The organism is Streptomyces sp. Tu 2975 (assembly GCF_009832925.1).
Classification (GTDB): domain Bacteria; phylum Actinomycetota; class Actinomycetes; order Streptomycetales; family Streptomycetaceae; genus Streptomyces.
Genome location: NZ_CP047140.1, coordinates 3,715,084 through 3,731,109 on the forward strand (window position 1 = coordinate 3,715,084; position 16,026 = coordinate 3,731,109).

Annotated in this window: 17 protein-coding genes; 5 read left to right on the forward strand and 12 right to left on the reverse strand. The window is 69.9% G+C overall.

The window, feature by feature from the left end; translation table 11 throughout:
- Positions 1–161: 161 nt before the first annotated feature.
- Both GLX30_RS16335 and dacB read right to left on the reverse strand, forming a co-directional pair.
- Positions 162–1,310 carry a zinc-dependent metalloprotease gene (locus GLX30_RS16335; RefSeq protein ID WP_159689112.1) on the reverse strand — a complete coding sequence of 383 codons (1,149 nt, stop codon included), beginning with the start codon at positions 1,308–1,310 and terminating at the stop codon, positions 162–164.
- Between the two features lie 85 nt (positions 1,311–1,395).
- On the reverse strand, positions 1,396–2,775 hold the full coding sequence (dacB, locus tag GLX30_RS16340; protein ID WP_244258175.1) for a D-alanyl-D-alanine carboxypeptidase/D-alanyl-D-alanine-endopeptidase: 1,380 nt from the start codon (positions 2,773–2,775) through the stop codon (positions 1,396–1,398).
- 138 nt (positions 2,776–2,913) lie between these two features.
- On the opposite strand from dacB, the gene GLX30_RS16345 reads away from it, so the two are divergent.
- Both GLX30_RS16345 and GLX30_RS16350 read left to right on the forward strand, forming a co-directional pair.
- The gene (locus GLX30_RS16345; protein WP_005314187.1) at positions 2,914–3,408 is read left to right on the forward strand and encodes an inorganic diphosphatase; all 495 of its coding nucleotides are present in this window, start codon (positions 2,914–2,916) and stop codon (positions 3,406–3,408) included.
- A 138-nt stretch (positions 3,409–3,546) separates the two neighbouring features.
- Positions 3,547–5,220 carry a threonine/serine exporter family protein gene (locus GLX30_RS16350; RefSeq protein ID WP_159689118.1) on the forward strand — a complete coding sequence of 558 codons (1,674 nt, stop codon included), beginning with the start codon at positions 3,547–3,549 and terminating at the stop codon, positions 5,218–5,220.
- A 22-nt stretch (positions 5,221–5,242) separates the two neighbouring features.
- Here GLX30_RS16350 and GLX30_RS16355 read toward each other — a convergent pair whose 3' ends face one another.
- On the reverse strand, positions 5,243–5,944 hold the full coding sequence (locus GLX30_RS16355) for a VTT domain-containing protein (protein ID WP_159689121.1): 702 nt from the start codon (positions 5,942–5,944) through the stop codon (positions 5,243–5,245).
- Positions 5,945–6,075: 131 nt separating this feature from the next.
- On the opposite strand from GLX30_RS16355, the gene GLX30_RS16360 reads away from it, so the two are divergent.
- The gene (locus GLX30_RS16360) at positions 6,076–6,441 is read left to right on the forward strand and encodes a YbjQ family protein (RefSeq protein WP_159689124.1); all 366 of its coding nucleotides are present in this window, start codon (positions 6,076–6,078) and stop codon (positions 6,439–6,441) included.
- A 103-nt stretch (positions 6,442–6,544) separates the two neighbouring features.
- Here the strand turns inward: GLX30_RS16360 and GLX30_RS16365 are convergent, their stop codons facing one another.
- Positions 6,545–7,303 (reverse strand): MerR family transcriptional regulator, encoded by a 759-nt coding sequence (locus GLX30_RS16365; protein WP_159689127.1) that lies wholly within the window; start codon positions 7,301–7,303, stop codon positions 6,545–6,547.
- Between the two features lie 84 nt (positions 7,304–7,387).
- Here GLX30_RS16365 and GLX30_RS16370 point away from each other — a divergent pair, with 84 nt between their 5' ends.
- Entirely contained in the window at positions 7,388–8,812 is a 1,425-nt protein-coding gene (locus GLX30_RS16370) for a glutamate decarboxylase (protein ID WP_159689130.1), read from the forward strand.
- A gap of 56 nt (positions 8,813–8,868) precedes the next feature.
- Here GLX30_RS16370 and GLX30_RS16375 read toward each other — a convergent pair whose 3' ends face one another.
- The 6 genes from GLX30_RS16375 to GLX30_RS16400 all read right to left on the reverse strand — a co-directional run bounded on the left by GLX30_RS16375 (position 8,869) and on the right by GLX30_RS16400 (position 14,456).
- The gene (locus GLX30_RS16375; RefSeq protein ID WP_159689133.1) at positions 8,869–9,648 is read right to left on the reverse strand and encodes an ABC transporter permease; all 780 of its coding nucleotides are present in this window, start codon (positions 9,646–9,648) and stop codon (positions 8,869–8,871) included.
- Positions 9,645–10,574, reverse strand: a complete 930-nt coding sequence (locus GLX30_RS16380; protein WP_159689136.1) for an ATP-binding cassette domain-containing protein — start codon at positions 10,572–10,574, stop codon at positions 9,645–9,647. Before GLX30_RS16380 ends, GLX30_RS16375 begins: the two co-directional genes overlap by 4 nt.
- An 87-nt stretch (positions 10,575–10,661) precedes the next feature.
- Positions 10,662–11,303: a PadR family transcriptional regulator gene (locus GLX30_RS16385; protein ID WP_159689139.1), complete on the reverse strand. Its 642-nt coding sequence runs from the start codon at positions 11,301–11,303 to the stop codon at positions 10,662–10,664.
- A 44-nt stretch (positions 11,304–11,347) separates the two neighbouring features.
- Positions 11,348–11,899 (reverse strand): DinB family protein, encoded by a 552-nt coding sequence (locus tag GLX30_RS16390; protein ID WP_159689142.1) that lies wholly within the window; start codon positions 11,897–11,899, stop codon positions 11,348–11,350.
- 116 nt (positions 11,900–12,015) lie between these two features.
- Positions 12,016–13,473 carry an aldehyde dehydrogenase family protein gene (locus GLX30_RS16395; protein WP_159689145.1) on the reverse strand — a complete coding sequence of 486 codons (1,458 nt, stop codon included), beginning with the start codon at positions 13,471–13,473 and terminating at the stop codon, positions 12,016–12,018.
- A 62-nt stretch (positions 13,474–13,535) separates the two neighbouring features.
- Positions 13,536–14,456, reverse strand: coding sequence for a helix-turn-helix transcriptional regulator (locus GLX30_RS16400; protein WP_159689148.1), 921 nt, complete (start codon positions 14,454–14,456; stop codon positions 13,536–13,538).
- 313 nt (positions 14,457–14,769) lie between these two features.
- On the opposite strand from GLX30_RS16400, the gene GLX30_RS16405 reads away from it, so the two are divergent.
- Positions 14,770–15,264 (forward strand): ATP-binding protein, encoded by a 495-nt coding sequence (locus tag GLX30_RS16405; RefSeq protein ID WP_159689151.1) that lies wholly within the window; start codon positions 14,770–14,772, stop codon positions 15,262–15,264.
- 45 nt (positions 15,265–15,309) lie between these two features.
- Here the strand turns inward: GLX30_RS16405 and GLX30_RS16410 are convergent, their stop codons facing one another.
- Together GLX30_RS16410 and rpsR are read right to left on the reverse strand one after the other, a co-directional pair.
- Positions 15,310–15,552, reverse strand: coding sequence for a DUF397 domain-containing protein (locus GLX30_RS16410; RefSeq protein WP_159689154.1), 243 nt, complete (start codon positions 15,550–15,552; stop codon positions 15,310–15,312).
- Between the two features lie 224 nt (positions 15,553–15,776).
- On the reverse strand, positions 15,777–16,025 hold the full coding sequence (gene rpsR / locus GLX30_RS16415) for a 30S ribosomal protein S18 (RefSeq protein ID WP_159689157.1): 249 nt from the start codon (positions 16,023–16,025) through the stop codon (positions 15,777–15,779).
- Between the last annotated feature and the right edge of the window lies 1 nt (position 16,026).

Consider the following 16,026-nt stretch of genomic DNA (forward strand, 5'->3'; position numbering starts at 1 on the left):
AAGACCGCCACTCCGAGAGCAGTCACTCAGAGTGCGTCGATGGTGACAGAACCGAGCCAATACCCGAGCATTGCACGCCTATCCACAGCCCACGGTCCCTCGGACGGGTGATTGGAGGGGCGCCCTTCTGCCGATGCCCGCCTGTCTTTCGCGACTCTCCTCTATGGCGCGCCCTCCCCCTTGCGGTGCACCCTCGCGACCCAGTCCGCCGGTTTGGCGATCTCCGCCTTGGTCGGAAGCGTGTTCGGAGAGGTCCAGACGCGGTTGAAGCCCTCCATCCCCACCTCCTCCACCACGGCCCGCACGAAGCGCTCGCCGTCGCGGTACTGACGCAGCTTGGCGTCGAGCCCCAGCAGCTTGCGCAGCGCGAGATCCAGCCTGCTCGCGCCCCGTGCCCTGCGCTGCTGGAACTTCTCCCTGATCTCCGCGACCGACGGCACCACGGCGGGGCCGACGCCGTCCATGACGAAGTCGGCGTGGCCCTCCAGCAGGGACATCACCGCCGTCAGCCGGCCGAGGATCTCGCGCTGGGCGGGGGTCTGCACCATCTCGACGATGGAGCGGCCGTCCTCGTCCTGCTCGCCCTCCGGACGCGCGCCGACGAGCGACTGCGCGGCCTCCCGGAACCGCTCGAGGACGGTCATGGGATCCATCTCGGTCTCACTGAGGAACGACTGGATCTCGCCCTCGAGATGGTCGCGCAGCCAGGGCACGCCGGTGAACTGCGTCCGGTGGGTCTCCTCGTGGAGGCAGACCCAGAGCCGGAAGTCGTGCGGCTCCACCTGCAGTTCGCGTTCGACGTGGACGATGTTGGGCGCGACCAGCAGCAGCCGTCCGCCGCCGTTGCCCTCCGCCGAGTCACCGGCCGGCAGGTCACGGCCGCCCGGCGCGAAGGTCTCGTACTGTCCCAGCACCCGCGAGGCCAGGAAGGACAGCAGCATGCCGACCTCGACGCCGGTCACCTTGCCGCCCACGGCGCCGAGCACCGCGCCGCCGGCGGTGCCGGAGCGCCGTTCCTGCATCTTGTCCAGCAGCGGGCGCAGCAGTTCGCGGAAGCCCGCGACGTTCGCCTTGATCCACCCGGCCCGGTCCACCACGAGGACCGGGGTGTCCCGTGGCCGGGCGCCGTCGGGGATCATCCGGGTGAACTCCCGGACGTGCTCCTCCGATGCCTTGGCGTGGCGGCGGAGCTCGGCGACGACGGCGCGCGCCTCGTCCCGGCTCACGTCGGGCCCCGGCCGCACGAAGCGGGTCGCGGTCGCCACGGCGAGGTTCCAGTCGACCATCTCGGCACCACCGATGCTCGTCATGCGTCAACCGTACGTTCTCGGCCCGCGCCGCGGAGAGGTGTCGTCGCCCGCCGATCCGGTCCCCGGCCGGTTCGGGTCCCTGTCGTCAGGACACCAGGGCGGCCGCCAGCCGGTCGAGAGCGGGCTGCGCCTCGTAGGGGGAGGGTGTGTCCGCGGCGAGGAACGCGAAGCCCAGGAGTCGGCCGCCCGGGGCAACGACGGTGCCGGCCAGGGAGTTGACCCCGGTGAGCGTTCCCGTCTTGGCGCGGACGAGGCCGGTGCCGGCGGAGGTGTCCGAGTAGCGGTCCTCGAGGGTGCCGCTGAAGCCGGCGACGGGCAGTCCGGTGAGGATCGGCCGCAGCTCGGGGTGGGCCGCGTCCGCCGCACGCGCCAGAACGGTCGTGAGCAGCGCCGCCGACACCTTGTCGCGGCGGTCCAGCCCACTGCCGTCGGCGAACCGGGTCCCGGCCAGCGGCAGCCGGAGCCGGCGGAGCTGTCCGGTCACGGCCCGTTCCGCTCCGGCGAAGGACGCCTTTCCGCCGGTGGCGACGGCGGTCTGGCGGGCGAGTGACTCCGCGATGTCGTTGTCGCTGTCGGTGAGCATCCGCTCGACGACGGACGACAGGGGCTCGGAGAGGACCTGCGAGAGAGGGACCGCGTCGGCCGCCGCGCGCCCGGGGGCGGGCGGCGAGATGCGGATGCCGCGTTCGGAGAGCTGCTCCCGGAAGACCCGGGCCGCTTCGGCCGCCGGGTCGGCGCTACGGGTGGCGGGCCCCCTCGTGCGGTCGTCGAGCCGGCCCTGTCCGACCATGAGGGCGGTGACCGGGGCGATGTTGTCGTTGGGGCCGATGGGATGCAGGGCGGGGCCCTGGTAGAGCGAGGCGTCGTACACGAGGCGGACCGTGGCGGCCTTGCCGCTCTTCCTCGCAGCCTCCTCGCGGTCGCGCAGGGCGCTCACGGTCAGGTCGGCCAGTTCGGCGAGACGGGCCCGGTCGAGGGTCGCGTCGCCGCCTCCGACCAGCGTGATCGTGTCGGCGTCCGGAGCGGCGACGACCGTGGTGGGGATGCGGTGGTCCGGTCCGAGCGCGGTGAGGGCCGCGGCGGCGGTGGCGATCTTGACGGTGGACGCCGGGACCATGGGGGTCTCTGCCCGCTTCCCGTACAGCCGCTCGCCGGTGGTGAGGTCGACGACGCAGACGGCGGGCGCCGGTCCGAGGCCGGAGTCGCCGAGCAGCGGGCCGAGCGTCCCGGCCAGGCCGTCCGCCGGGGCCGGGTCCTCGGCGGAGACGGTCCGCGGGCCGCCGAGGGCCTCGAGCACCGAGGCCGCGGAGGGCGCCGGTGCGGGGCGCTTCGGTGCGGGCGCTTCGTGATGTGCGCCACCCGCGGGGCCGTGGGCCGCCACCCGCTGCTTCTCGGCCTTACGCTGACCGGAGTCCCAAGGTCCCGCCACGGCCACCGCCCCGGCGGAGAGGATGAGGCCGACCACGGCAGCACCTGCTGCGAGCTGCCACGTCCTGACCTTCGGCACCTCGCACCAGCCCCTTTCGCGATCACACATGTGCGTGAGGGACACTTAATCACCAGTACTGCGTCTTGCTATGTGTTGATCATGGAGGAGCCACCCGTGGAGTTCGACGTCACCATCGAGATCCCGAAGGGTTCGCGGAACAAGTACGAGGTGGACCACGAGACCGGTCGGATCCGCCTTGACCGTCGACTCTTCACCTCGACCAGCTACCCGGCCGACTACGGTTTCGTCGAGAACACCCTCGGCGAGGACGGCGACCCGCTGGACGCGCTGGTCATCCTCGACGAGCCGACCTTCCCGGGCTGCCTCATCAAGTGCCGTGCCATCGGCATGTTCCGGATGACGGACGAGGCGGGCGGCGACGACAAGCTGCTCTGCGTGCCGGCGTCCGACCCGCGCGTGGAGCACCTGCGGGACATCCACCACGTGTCCGAGTTCGACCGCCTGGAGATCCAGCACTTCTTCGAGGTCTACAAGGACCTGGAGCCGGGCAAGTCCGTCGAGGGCGCCGACTGGGTCGGCCGCGCCGAGGCCGAGGCCGAGATCGAGGCCTCCTTCAAGCGCCTCGAGGCGCAGGGCGGCGCGCACTGACGCCGTACCTCTGACGTACACCGGCACGGGCGGGACACCTCGGGTGTCCCGCCCGCTTCGCGTTTCTTCCCATGCCCGTGCCCATACTGGGCAGAAGCGCCGGTCGAGGGACGGTACGAGAGGGAGCGAGGAACACGAGTGGTGGCGGAGCCCGAGGGTCCGGAAGACCGGAAGCCTCAGTCCGACGAGGCACACAGCGCCTTCGTCCCGCCGGCGGGGGTGGAACAGCCCGAAGCACCGGAAGAGGACCACCCAAGTTCCGAGTTCGCCGTCCCCGAAGGTCTGGCCCCAGAGCCGCCCTCGGAGCCGGAGGGCTCCGCGTTCGCTCCGCCGCGCACCTACAGCGCCAGGACCTCGCCGCCCGCCTTCACCCCGGCACACGGCATCCCGATGGTGCGGCTCACCAAGGACGCGCCGTGGCAGGACCGTATGCGGGCGATGCTGCGGATGCCGGTGGGAGAGCGGCCGGTGCCGGAGACACCGCACCGGCACGACGAGGCGGGTCCGGCCGTCCCCCGCGTGCTCGACCTGACCCTGCGTATCGGCGAGTTGCTGCTCGCCGGCGGCGAGGGCGCCGAGGACGTCGAGGCGGCCATGTTCGCCATCTCCCGCTCGTACGGGCTGGACCGCTGCGAGCCGACGGTCACTTTCACCCTGCTGTCGATCACCTATCAGCCGTCCCTGGTCGACGACCCGGTGACCGCGAACCGGACCGTCCGGCGGCGCGGCACCGACTACACCCGGCTCGCCGCCGTCTACCGGCTGGTCCACGACATCAGCGTCGAGGAGTCGGACGTCACGCTGGAGGAGGCGTACCGGCGTCTCGCCGAGATCCGCCGTAACCGGCACCCGTACCCCGGCTGGGCGCTGACGCTGGCCGGCGGGCTGCTGGCGGGCTCCGCCTCCGTGCTCGTCGGCGGTGATCCGGTGGTGTTCCTCGCCGCCGCGGTCAGCGCGATGCTCGGCGACCGGCTGGCCTGGCTCTGCGCCGGGCGCGGGCTGCCGGAGTTCTACCAGTTCGTCGCCGCCGCGATGCCGCCCGCTGCGATGGGCGTGGCGCTGAGCCTGTCACCGCTGGAGCTGCGGGCGTCGGCGGTCATCACCGGTGGACTGTTCGCGCTGATCCCGGGCCGTGCACTCGTGGCCGGCGTGCAGGACGGTCTGACCGGCTTCTACATCACGGCGGCCGCGCGTCTGCTCGAGGTCGGCTACCTGGTGGTCGGCATCGTCGTCGGTGTCCTCGGGGTGCTCTATCTCGGAGTCGCGCTGGACGCCGGACTCAGTCCCGAGACCGCTATCCACAGCGTGCCGCGGCCGTTCACCCAGACCCTCGCGGCGATGGGCCTGTCGCTGTGCTTCGCGGTGATGCTCCAGCAGGAGCGCCGGACCGTGGCCCTGGTGACCTTCAGCGGCGGCGTCGCCTGGGTGGTGTACGGCGCGGTCGCCGACGTCGCCGGGGGCTCGCCGGTGGCCGCTACCGCCCTCGCCGCAGGCCTGGTGGGCCTGCTCGGTCAGATGCTCTCGCGGTTCCGGTTCGAGTCGGCCCTGCCGTACGTGACGGCCGCGATCGGCCCGCTGCTGCCCGGTAGCGCCACGTACTTCGGGCTGCTGGAGGTCGCCCGGGGCAATCTGAACACCGGTCTCGCCTCGCTGAGCAAGGCGGCCGCCCTGGCGCTGGCCATCGCGATCGGGGTGAACCTCGGAGGCGAGATCTCCCGGCTGTTCCTGCGGGCGCCCGGTGTCACCGGCGCCCTGCCGGGCGAGGAGACCCCGGGCGGACGCCGCGCGGCCAAGCGGACGCGCGGCTTCTAGGGTCTCGGGTCAGCGCTCGGCGTCAGCGCTTGGCGTGACGGCCGCCGCGGGACGACGGGGGGATCTCGCCGTCCGGCGCGGAGGCGGCGGCCGCCGCCGACTTCTTGTTCTTGGAGCGGGCCCGCAGGAACTCGACCGCGATCGGGACGACCGAGATCAGGACGATCAGGATCAGGATCGCCTCGATGTTCTTGTGGACGAACTCGACCTTGCCCAGCGCGGCGCCGAGCAGCGTGACGCCGGCGCCCCACAGGACGCCGCCGATGACGTTGAACGTCACGAAGGAGCGGTAGTTCATCCGGCTCACACCGGCGATGATCGGCGTGAATGTGCGCACGATGGGCACGAAGCGGGCCAGGACCAGGGACTTCGGGCCGTACTTCTCGAAGAAGTCGTGCGCCTTCTCCACGTTCTCCTGCTTGAAGAGGCGGGAGTCGGGGCGCTTGAAGAGGGCCGGACCGACCTTACGGCCGAAGAGATAACCGACCTGGTCACCGATGACGGCGGCCATCACGATCAGCGTGCAGACCAGCCACAGCGGCATGTCGATCTTGCCCGTGGTCACCAGCAGGCCCGTGGTGAACAGCAGCGAGTCGCCGGGCAGGAAGAACCCGATCAGCAGGCCGGACTCGGCGAAGACGATCACCAGGACACCGATCAGCCCGAACGTGGTGATCAGGTAGTCCGGGTCGAGCCAGCTCGGTCCGAGCGCAAGGGTGTTCACGAGGTCCGGGCTCCTGTGGTGATAGTCGTCGGCAGGGTCGGCTGCCCAAAGCTATCAACGCATACGGGTGACACCCGGTTCCACCTGCCTCCCCGGATGCGAGGTGAACGCAGGGCCCCGAAGCTTTCACCATGGGAATCGATGATTACGGCGGCGGGCAGGGCCCGCAGGCCGATGTGCTGGTCGTCACGACGAACGACCTCCCCGGCTTCCGCGTGGAGCAGGTGATCGGCGAGGTCTTCGGTCTGACGGTGCGCTCGCGCCATCTGGGCAGCCAGATCGGGTCCGGTCTGAAGTCGATGATCGGCGGCGAGCTCAAGGGCCTGACCAAGACCCTCGTGGAGACCCGCAACCAGGCCATGGAGCGTCTGGTCGAGCAGGCCCGGTCGCGAGGTGCGAACGCGGTGCTCTCGTTCCGCTTCGACGTGACGGAGGCCGCGGACGTCGGCACGGAGGTCTGCGCGTACGGCACGGCGGTGAAGGTCGCCAGGGCGTGAGAAGGACGAGCGGCGCGGCGGCCCGCGGCGGCGGCCTCGCTCGTCGCCGCCCGCCCGCCCCGATCGCCCGTCCCACTCGCCCGTCCCCGCCCGCCCGTCCGGCTCAGAGGTGCCGGATCGCGTTCGCGAGGATCGCCTCCCGCTCGTAAGCCGCCAGACCCGGCCTGGCCTTGTCGATGGTGCGGGTGAACCGCTCGTCGGCGACGTACATCTCCGCCAGACCCGTGTGGATCTCGTACGTGCAGGTGTAGTGGCTGCTCGAGATCCACCGGCGGTGGTCCTCCGCCACGTCCATCGCGGCCTGCGACTCCGGCTCCTCGCCCGCGTCCATCAGCGCCACGAAGCGGCGGGTGATCTCGTCGGCCTCGCGCTGGATCCGCAACCAGTCCTCCTTCGTGTACGAGGCCGTGCGCCGCCGGGACTCCTCGTAGGCGTCGGTGCCGCCCCAGCGCCGCTCGGTCTCCTCGGCGTACTCGTCGGGGTCGAAGTCCCCGAAGACCTCGAACTTCTCCTCGGGCGTGAGGTTGATGCCCATCTTCTTCGCCTCCATGGCTCGTTCCACGGCGGCGGCCATCTCCTTGAGCCTGGTGATCCGGGCGGAGAGCAGTTCGTGCTGCCGCCGCAGGTGGGCCTGCGGGTCCGCGTGGGGGTCGTCCAGGAGTGCCGCCACCTCTTCGAGGGGAAAGCCGAGCTCCCGGTAGAACAGGATCTGCTGCAGCCGGTCCAAATCGGCGTCGTCGTACCGACGGTGGCCCGACGCGCTGCGGCCGCTCGGGCGCAGCAGCCCGATCTCGTCGTAGTGGTGCAGGGTGCGCACCGTGACTCCGGCGAAACGGGCGACCTGTCCCACGGAGTAGCTCATCGCCTTCGCTCCTTCGTTCGCGTTACGGACCCAGACTGCCGCCTCACGTTGCGTGAGGTGCAAACCCGTACGAGCCTGAGGCCCATGGCACTCCACCAGGGCACCACCGGTACCGAGGACCACACACCGGAGCGGCGCAGGCTCGCGGTGAATCCCTTCTTCGGTCCGGCCGACCCGGTGGGCGGAATGACGGCCGCCCCGCCCACGCACCGCCTCCCGGACGGCCCGATGCCGCCTCTCACGGCGTATCAGCTGGTGCACGACGAGCTCATGCTCGACGGGAACTCCCGTCTCAACCTCGCCACCTTCGTCACCACCTGGATGGAGCCGCAGGCGGCGCAACTGATGGCCGAGTGCCGCGACAAGAACATGATCGACAAGGACGAGTACCCGCGCACGGCCGAGCTGGAGCGCCGGTGTGTGGCGATGCTCGCCGACCTGTGGCACGCGCCGGACCCGGCCTCGGCCGTCGGCTGTTCCACGACCGGGTCGAGCGAGGCCTGCATGCTCGCCGGGATGGCCCTCAAACGGCGGTGGGCGAAGCGGAACGGCGACCGCTATCCGGCGAAGGCCCGGCCCAACCTGGTGATGGGCGTCAATGTGCAGGTCTGCTGGGAGAAGTTCTGCAACTTCTGGGAGGTCGAGGCACGGCTCGTGCCGATGGAGGGCAACCGCTTCCACCTCGACCCGCAGGCCGCCGCCGAGCTGTGCGACGAGAACACCATCGGGGTGGTGGCGGTACTCGGTTCGACCTTCGACGGCTCCTACGAGCCGGTCGGCGAGCTCTGCGCCGCGCTGGACGACCTCCAGGAGCGCACCGGGCTGGACATCCCGGTCCATGTCGACGGAGCGTCGGGCGCGATGGTCGCCCCGTTCCTCGACGAGGACCTCGTCTGGGACTTCCGGCAGCCGCGGGTGTGCTCGATCAACACCTCGGGGCACAAGTACGGACTGGTCTACCCCGGCGTGGGGTGGGCGCTGTGGCGCTCGCCCGACGAACTCCCCGAGGAACTGGTCTTCCGGGTGAACTACCTGGGCGGCGACATGCCGACCTTCGCCCTCAACTTCTCCCGCCCCGGCGCGCAGGTCGTGGCGCAGTACTACACGTTCCTGCGGCTCGGGCGCGAGGGTTACCGGGCCGTCCAGCAGACGGCCCGCGACGTTGCGACGGGGCTCGCCGCCCGGATCGGGGCGCTGGACGACTTCCGGCTGCTCACACAGGGCGACCAGCTGCCCGTCTTCGCGTTCACGACCGCCCCGGACGTGACGTCCTTCGACGTCTTCGACGTGTCGCGGCGGCTGCGGGAGAAGGGGTGGCTGGTGCCCGCCTACACCTTCCCGGCGAACCGCCGGGACCTCTCGGTGCTGCGAATGGTCTGCCGCAACGGTTTCTCGGCGGACCTCGCGGAACTGCTCCTGGAGGATCTGCGGCTGCTGATTCCCGAACTGCGCGCACAGTCCCACCCTTTGAGCAGGAGCACCGGAGAGGCGACGGCCTTCCACCACTGAGCGCGGCGCCGCCCCGGCCGCGGCGCTTCCCGCCGCGGCCGGGGCGGTGCCCCGTCTCAGCGGCCCAGACGCCGGAAGCGGGAGACCGCCAGCGGGAAGAAGACCGCGACCAGCACCAGCGGCCAGGCCACCGCCAGCAGGTACGCGTGCTCCGCCGCCCAGGAGCCCGTGGCCACGTCCGGAATGCCGGCCAGGTCGCGGACCGTCGTCGCGGTCGCCGAGATCGGGTTCCATTCGACGGCCGCACCCAGCCAGCCCGGCATCGATTCGGGCGTCGCGAAGGCGTTGGACAGGAAGCCGACCGGCCAGACGAGGATCTGCACGGCCTGCACCAGCTCCGGCTTCCCCGCGACCATCGCGAGGTGGATGCCGGCCCACAGCATCGCGAAGCGCAGCAGCAGGAGCAGTCCCACGGCCCCGAGCAGCGCGCCGAAGCCGCCGTTCCAGCGCCAGCCGATGGCATGGCCGACGCCGAGCATGACCAGCAGGCCGAGCGCCGACTGGAGCATGTCCGCGAAGCTGCGCCCGACCAGCACCGCCGACGACGCCATGGGCATGGACCTGAAGCGGTCGATGACGCCCTTGTTGAGGTCCTGGGTGACCGCGAGCATCGTCGCCTCGAGGCCGAAGGCCATGGTCAGCGCGAGCATGCCCGGAATGAGGAAGTCGACGTAGGCCCCTTCCACGCCGCGGCCGCCGCCGATCAGATAGCCGAACATCAGCAGCAGCATCACGGGGAAGACGAGCCCGACCACGACCTGCACGGGCTGCCGTGCCCAGTGCGCGAGTTCGCGCCGGGTCATGGTCCAGGAGTCGGTCAGTACGTAACTGCTCATGCCGCGTGCTCCTTCGTCAGGTGGAGGAAGACCTCGTCGAGGGTGGGGCGTCGGACGGACAGGTCCTCTGCCTCCACCCCGGCCGCCTCCAGTGCCCGCACGGTCTCGGTCAGAGCGGCCATCCGGTCGCTCACCGGCGCGCTGACCAGCCGCCGGTCGGGGTCCACGGTCGCCTCGCCGGGAAGCAGGGAGGCGACGAGGGCGAGGCGGTCCGCGTCGCGCAGGACCACGTCGATCCGGTCGCCGCCGGTCTTCGCCTTCAGCTCGTCCGCCGTCCCCTCCGCGATCACCCGTCCGGCGTCGACGACCGAGATCCGGTCGGCCAGCTGATCGGCCTCCTCCAGGTACTGCGTGGTCAGCAGCACCGTGGTGCCGGCGCCGACGAGGGAGCGCACCGAGGCCCACACCTCGGCCCGGCCGCGCGGGTCGAGCCCCGTCGTCGGTTCGTCGAGGAACAGCACCTCGGGCTCGGTGATCAACGAGGCCGCGAGATCGAGCCTTCTGCGCATGCCGCCGCTGTAGAGCTTGACCGCCTTGCGTCCGGTGTCCGCGAGGTCGAACCGCTCGAGCAGTTCGTCGGCCCTGGTCCCCGCCCGGCGTGCGCCGAGGTGGTACAGCCGCCCGAACATCTCGAGGTTCTGCCGGCCGCCGAGCTCCTCGTCGACCGCCGCGTGCTGCCCGAGCAGGCCGATCCGCCTGCGGACCTCGCCGGCCTGGGTGCGTACGTCGTGACCGGCGACGCGGACCACGCCCTCGTCGTGCCGCAGCAGTGTCGCCATGACCCGTACGGCGGTGGTCTTGCCCGCGCCGTTGGGGCCGAGCACGCCGTGTACGGTGCCGCGCGCCACCGTCAGGTCCAGGCCGTCCAGAGCACTCTTGTCCCCGTACCGCTTCCGTACACCCTCGACGACGATCGCGTCCGTCATCCGTCTCCTCCAGCGCCCTGGGAAAACAGTAGTCAAATTTGACCACCGTCGTAAGATAGTCCCCCGTCCTCGATTGGTCAAACTTGATTAGTCGAGATCGCCTTCATGCGGCTCGCCCGTCGCGTAGGGGTTCTCGTCACCCTCCGCCCGCACTGCGACGAACGGTTCGCCCTCACCCGAGAAGGTGTAGGCGCCCCCCTCGATCCGGCGGATCAGGCCGCGCGTCCACTCAGCGCCGAAGTCCGCGGACGAGACCCACATGTTCATGATCTCGCCGATGTGGCCCAGAGTGTCGGGTCCCTCTTCCGGCGTGTAGTACTCGGTGACCGACGCACGCCACTGCTCCAGACCGCGCACCCGCTCCTTGAGCAGCGCCACCGCCTCGTCCCGCGGCAGATCGACGATGAACCCGATCGCGGCCGAGAGCACGTCCGTCTTCTGGTCGTGCGCCGTCAGGGATTCCCGCAGGAGCGAGAAGAACTCCTCGGTGCCCCGCTCGGTGACTTCGTACTCGGTGCGCGGCGGCCCGCCCGCCGTCGACGGGGCGATCTCATGGGCGTGCAGCAGTCCCTGCTTCGCCATCTGCTTGAGCGCGTGATAGATCGATCCCGGCTTGGCGTTCGACCACTCGTGGGCGCCCCAGTACTCGAGATCGTTGCGGACCTGGTAGCCGTGCGCCCGTCCATGCTGGCGCACGGCCCCCAGGACGAGAAGCCGGATCGCTGACATCCGCGTACCTCCTGATCAACTTTGACCAGGGTACGCAGCGATCATCACGCGCCCCAGTCCCCACCCTGTTCCAGCGCGACCAGGTCGAAGGCGCCCTTGCCGTCCAGTGACTCACGGATGATGTCCGCGTGGCCGGCGTGCCGGGCGATCTCCTCGACCAGGTGCATCATCAGCCACCGCATCGAGACCCGCGCATCCTTGGGGAACCAGGGTGCCGGGGGAAGCGGGAACGTGTCGTCCATGCTCGGCACGGAGCGGATGAACTCCTCCGTCTCCTTCGCGACCGAGTCCCAGAAGCCCAGCACACCCGGCACGGTCTCACCGTCGACCAGGCGGAAGCTGTCTCCCCAGGTCTCCTCGCTGCGCTGCCTCTCGTTCGGCCGCTGCTGCGCCAGCCGCAGCCAGTTCAGCTCCATCTCCGCCACATGCTTGACCAGCCCCGACAGCGACAGCTCGCTCGCGCTCGGCCGGCTCGCCGCCTGCTCCTCCGTCAGACCGAGGACGGAGCGCCGGATCGCGCCCCGCTGCGCCTCGACGAAGGACAGGAGCGCGCCTCGCTCGTCGCCGTGGGCCTCCGCGGGAACGTGGGTGACCATGGTGTGTCCGCCTTCCGGATCGTGGGGAGGGCCGTCCGCCCTCCTGCCGACACCTCAAAAGCTACGGGCCCTTGCGGTCAGGTTCTGTCCGCAAGGGACCGGCGTCGGAAGATTCGTCAGAACGGGAACCGCGAGCGCCCGTGCTGGACCGATATCCACTTCTGGGTGGTGAAGGAGTCGAGCATCGAGTCGCCGTTCAGCCTGCCGAGACCAGAGTGCTTCTCACCGCCGAAGGGCACGATCGGCTCGTCGTGCACGGTGCCGTCATTGATGTGGATCATGCCGGTGTCCACCCGCTTGGCGAGCCGCACACCCCGCTCCACGTCACCGGTGTGCACGGCCCCGCTCAGGCCGTACGGCGTCTCGTTGGCGATCCGGACCGCCTCGTCCTCGCCGTCGAAGGGGACGATCAGGGCCACCGGGCCGAAGATCTCCTGCGTCAGCACCGGCGACTCGGCGGGGATGCCGGTCAGCACCGAAGGGGAGACGAGGTTGCCGTCCGTGGCCCCGTGCAGCAGTGCCGTCGCACCCGCCTCCACCGTCTGCTCGACCAGCGCGGAGACCGCGTCCGCCTGGGAGGAGTTGATGAGGGGGCCGATGTGGGTCGCCGGGTCGGCGGGGTCGCCGACCTTGAGGGTCCGCACCTTGGCGACGAACTTCTCGGTGAACTCCTTCTCGACCGAGCGGTCCACCAGGATGCGGTTGGCGGCCATGCAGACCTGGCCCTGGTGCACGAACCGGCTGAAGACCGCGGCGTCCACCGCGTAGTCGAGGTCGGCGTCGTCGAGCACGATCAGCGCGCTGTTGCCGCCGAGTTCGAGAACGGCGTGCTTGAAGTTGGCCGCGCAGACGGTGGCCACGTGCCGGCCCACCTTGTCGGAGCCGGTGAAGGAGATGACCTTCGGTATCGGGTGCGCGATGAGCGCGTCACCTATCTCGGCTATGTCCGTGATCACGACGTTCAGCAGACCGGCCGGCAGGCCCGCCTCCTCGAACACCTTGGCCACCAGCGAGCCGCCGCAGATCGGGGTGTTCTGGTGCGGCTTGAGGACCACGGCGTTGCCGAGGGCGAGCGCCGGGGCGACCGACTTGATCGACAGCAGGAAGGGGAAGTTGAAGGGACTTATGACGCCCACCACACCGACCGGCACCCGGTAGACGCGGTTCTCCTTGCCGTCGACCGGCGAGGGCAGGATGCGCCCCTCCGGCCGCAGCGCCAGGTGCACCGCCTCGCGCATGAACTCCTTGGCGAGGTGCAGCTCGAACGCCGCCTTGAGTCGGGTGCCGCCGAGCTCGGCGACGATCGCCTCGGCGATCTCCTCCTCGCGGTCCTCGATGATCCGAAGGGCCCGCTCGAAGACGCCCCGGCGGGCGTACGGGTTGGTGTCCGCCCACGCCCGCTGGGCGCGCTCCGCCGCCCGGTAGGCCTGGTCCACCTCGTCGGCCGTGGCCACGGCGATGGAGGCGAGCTTCTCACCGTCGTAGGGATTGAAGTCGATGATGTCCCAGGAGCCGGTGCCCGGCCTCCACTCGCCGTCTATGTACTGCTGGGCCAGATCGGTGAAGAAGGACATGTGATCCCTTACTCCAGAGGCATGAGCACGGACGTCTGATGTTGCGTCATCGTACTTATGTTTCAAATGAGTTGGAGGAGACCTCGAAGAAGGTCCCGGGTCTCGGCCGGATCAGGACTGTCCTCTGTCAGCCGTTCCATCACCCGCTCGTACTGGGCGACCTCCTCGCGCTTGTCCAGATACAGCGCACTGGTCAGCTGCTCGAGGTAGACGATGTCGGAGAGGTCGGACTCCGGGAAGCGCAGCATGGTGAAGGTGCCGCTCTCGCCCGCGTGGCCGCCGAAACTGAAGGGCATCACCTGGAGCGTGATGCTGGGATGCTCGGATACCTCGATCAGATGGCGCAGTTGGGCCTGCATCACCGCCCGGTCGCCGTACGGGCGGCGCAGGGCCGCCTCGTCCAGCACGGCGTGCAGGTGCGGGGCCCGCTCGGAGACGAGGGTCTTCTGGCGCTCCAGCCGCAGCGCGACCCGGCGGTCGATCTCGGCCCGGGGCGCGTCGGGCATGCCGCGGGTGACGACGGCGTGCGCGTACGACTCGGTCTGCAACAGGCCGTGCACGAACTGCACTTCGTAGATGCGGATCAGCGAGGCCGCACCCTCAAGGCCGATGTACGTCTGGAACCAGCCGGGCAGGACGTCACCGAAGCTGTGCCACCAGCCGGCGACATTGGCCTCCTTGGCGAGCCCGAGCAGCGCATCGCGTTCGCTGTCGTCGGCGACGCCGTAGAGCGTCAGCAGGTCCTCCACGTCGCGCGCCTTGAAGCTCACCCGGCCCAACTCCATACGGCTGATCTTGGATTCGGACGCGCGGATCGAGTAGCCGGCCGCCTCTCGCGTGATGCCACGCGATTCCCTCAGCCTTCTGAGCTGTGAGCCCAGCAGGATGCGCCGCACCACCGAACCTCCGCCCGGGCCCTCGGCGCGGGACTGTTCCCATGACCACGCTGACTCGCCTGCTGCCACGACTTCGACCCTCCCCATCCCTGCTGTGCACGCTCTGTTCGCTCGACACCGATGCTTCAGGAGGTCCCCCCGAACCCCAAGAGCCGGATTCTGCCACCAAAACGCTTCAGCCCGTACTCATTCGATTACGGAAATGAGTAGGCGTCAGGCAGAGCTCGCAAGATATTGGTGGAAGAAATGAGCAAGAACCGGCACGGGGGCGGACAGGTCCGGCGCGTGCACGTGCATCTGCCCTTGCATCTGCCCTACGCATTCGGAACCATGGTCCTCGCGCACCTGCGTGCTCGTTCGTGTTGAAGCGTCACAGCCGCGATTCCCGGGAGTGCCTCGCATGGGACCGAATGGATCCACCATGCTCGAGCCGTTACGGCAGGGCCTTCCCCCCTTCGACCCCGCAGCCGTCTCGAGCTCGGCCTCGTGCGCCCTGCCCGCCCGCTTCGAAGCAGTACGCGGCGCCCGCCTGTTCACCAAGAACACACTGGGCCAGTGGCAGCTGGACGAGCGATTCGACGATGTCGCCCTGGTCGTCTCCGAGCTCGTGACCAACGCCCTGCGGCACGCCCTGCCGTCCGACGGCGCCACGCACGAGCCCGCCAAGGAAGCCCCGGTGCGCCTGCACCTGATGCGGTGGACCGGCCGACTGGTGTGCGCGGTGCGCGACCCCAGCCACGACGGCCCCCGGTCGCGGCAGGCCGAGGAGGACTTCGCCGCCGAGTCCGGTCGCGGGCTCTTCCTGGTCGACTCCTTCAGCGACGGCTGGGGCTGGCACCCGCTCGCGGGGTCGCTGCGTGGCAAGGTGGTCTGGGCGCTGTTCCGGTTGAACTAGGGACACGGACGCGTGTCCCGGCGCCGTGCGCCGATGCGGCCGGCCTCACGCCTCCGCGATCAGATGATCGAACTCCCCGTCCTTCACGCCCAGAAGCAGCGCTTCTATCTCGGCGGGCGTATAGACGAGTGCGGGCCCGTCGGGGTGCCGCGAATTGCGCATCGCCACGTCGCCGTCCGGCAGTCTGGCGAGCTCCACGCACGAACCCTGTGAATTGCTGTGCCGGCTCTTCTGCCAGACGACCCCGCGAAGCTCCGTCGCCGCCATGCCGTTGTAGACCTGGTGCACAAGTCGCTCCCGGGGTGCAAGGTGCAGGTGTCAACTATCCGGGATCATAGCTGTGTTCACATGCAGATGCATGAGCCGGATGCACGAGCAGATGCACGTGCACGCCGGGTGTTCCCACGGTTACAGCGGCCCCATCCATAGAGACGTCTGCCCTCGCCGATCGGTGCCGTCCTTCGCGACCCGGTTCCGGCCTTTACCGGGAATACGTAGGGCCGCACCGCCGTTCAGCCGGTCGAGCCGGAGGAGTAGGGCAGCAGCGCCATCTCCCTCGCGTTCTTGACGGCCCTGGCCAGCTGCCGCTGCTGCTGAGCGGTCACCCTCGTCACCCGGCGGCTGCGGATCTTCCCTCGGTCCGAGACGAACTTCCGCAGCAGATCGGTGTCCTTGTAGTCGACGTAGGTGATGCCGTCCCGGTCCAGCGGATAGGGACGGGACCTGAGCGGTGTGCGCGTTTCCTTGCGGCGGGGTGACATG

Excerpts from the sequence above, each read along its gene's own strand:
- GLX30_RS16335 (WP_159689112.1), bottom strand. The coding sequence starts at position 1,310 with ATGACGAGCATCGGTGGTGCCGAGATGGTCGACTGGAACCTCGCCGTG.
- GLX30_RS16365 (WP_159689127.1), bottom strand. The coding sequence starts at position 7,303 with ATGAGCTACTCCGTGGGACAGGTCGCCCGTTTCGCCGGAGTCACGGTG.
- GLX30_RS16385 (WP_159689139.1), bottom strand. The coding sequence starts at position 11,303 with ATGTCAGCGATCCGGCTTCTCGTCCTGGGGGCCGTGCGCCAGCATGGA.
- GLX30_RS16380 (WP_159689136.1), bottom strand. The coding sequence starts at position 10,574 with ATGACGGACGCGATCGTCGTCGAGGGTGTACGGAAGCGGTACGGGGAC.
- GLX30_RS16400 (WP_159689148.1), bottom strand. The coding sequence starts at position 14,456 with ATGGGGAGGGTCGAAGTCGTGGCAGCAGGCGAGTCAGCGTGGTCATGG.
- GLX30_RS16405 (WP_159689151.1), top strand. The coding sequence starts at position 14,770 with ATGGGACCGAATGGATCCACCATGCTCGAGCCGTTACGGCAGGGCCTT.
- rpsR (WP_159689157.1), bottom strand. The coding sequence starts at position 16,025 with ATGTCACCCCGCCGCAAGGAAACGCGCACACCGCTCAGGTCCCGTCCC.
- GLX30_RS16375 (WP_159689133.1), bottom strand. The coding sequence starts at position 9,648 with ATGAGCAGTTACGTACTGACCGACTCCTGGACCATGACCCGGCGCGAA.
- GLX30_RS16360 (WP_159689124.1), top strand. The coding sequence starts at position 6,076 with ATGGGAATCGATGATTACGGCGGCGGGCAGGGCCCGCAGGCCGATGTG.
- GLX30_RS16390 (WP_159689142.1), bottom strand. The coding sequence starts at position 11,899 with ATGGTCACCCACGTTCCCGCGGAGGCCCACGGCGACGAGCGAGGCGCG.
- GLX30_RS16370 (WP_159689130.1), top strand. The coding sequence starts at position 7,388 with ATGGCACTCCACCAGGGCACCACCGGTACCGAGGACCACACACCGGAG.
- GLX30_RS16395 (WP_159689145.1), bottom strand. The coding sequence starts at position 13,473 with ATGTCCTTCTTCACCGATCTGGCCCAGCAGTACATAGACGGCGAGTGG.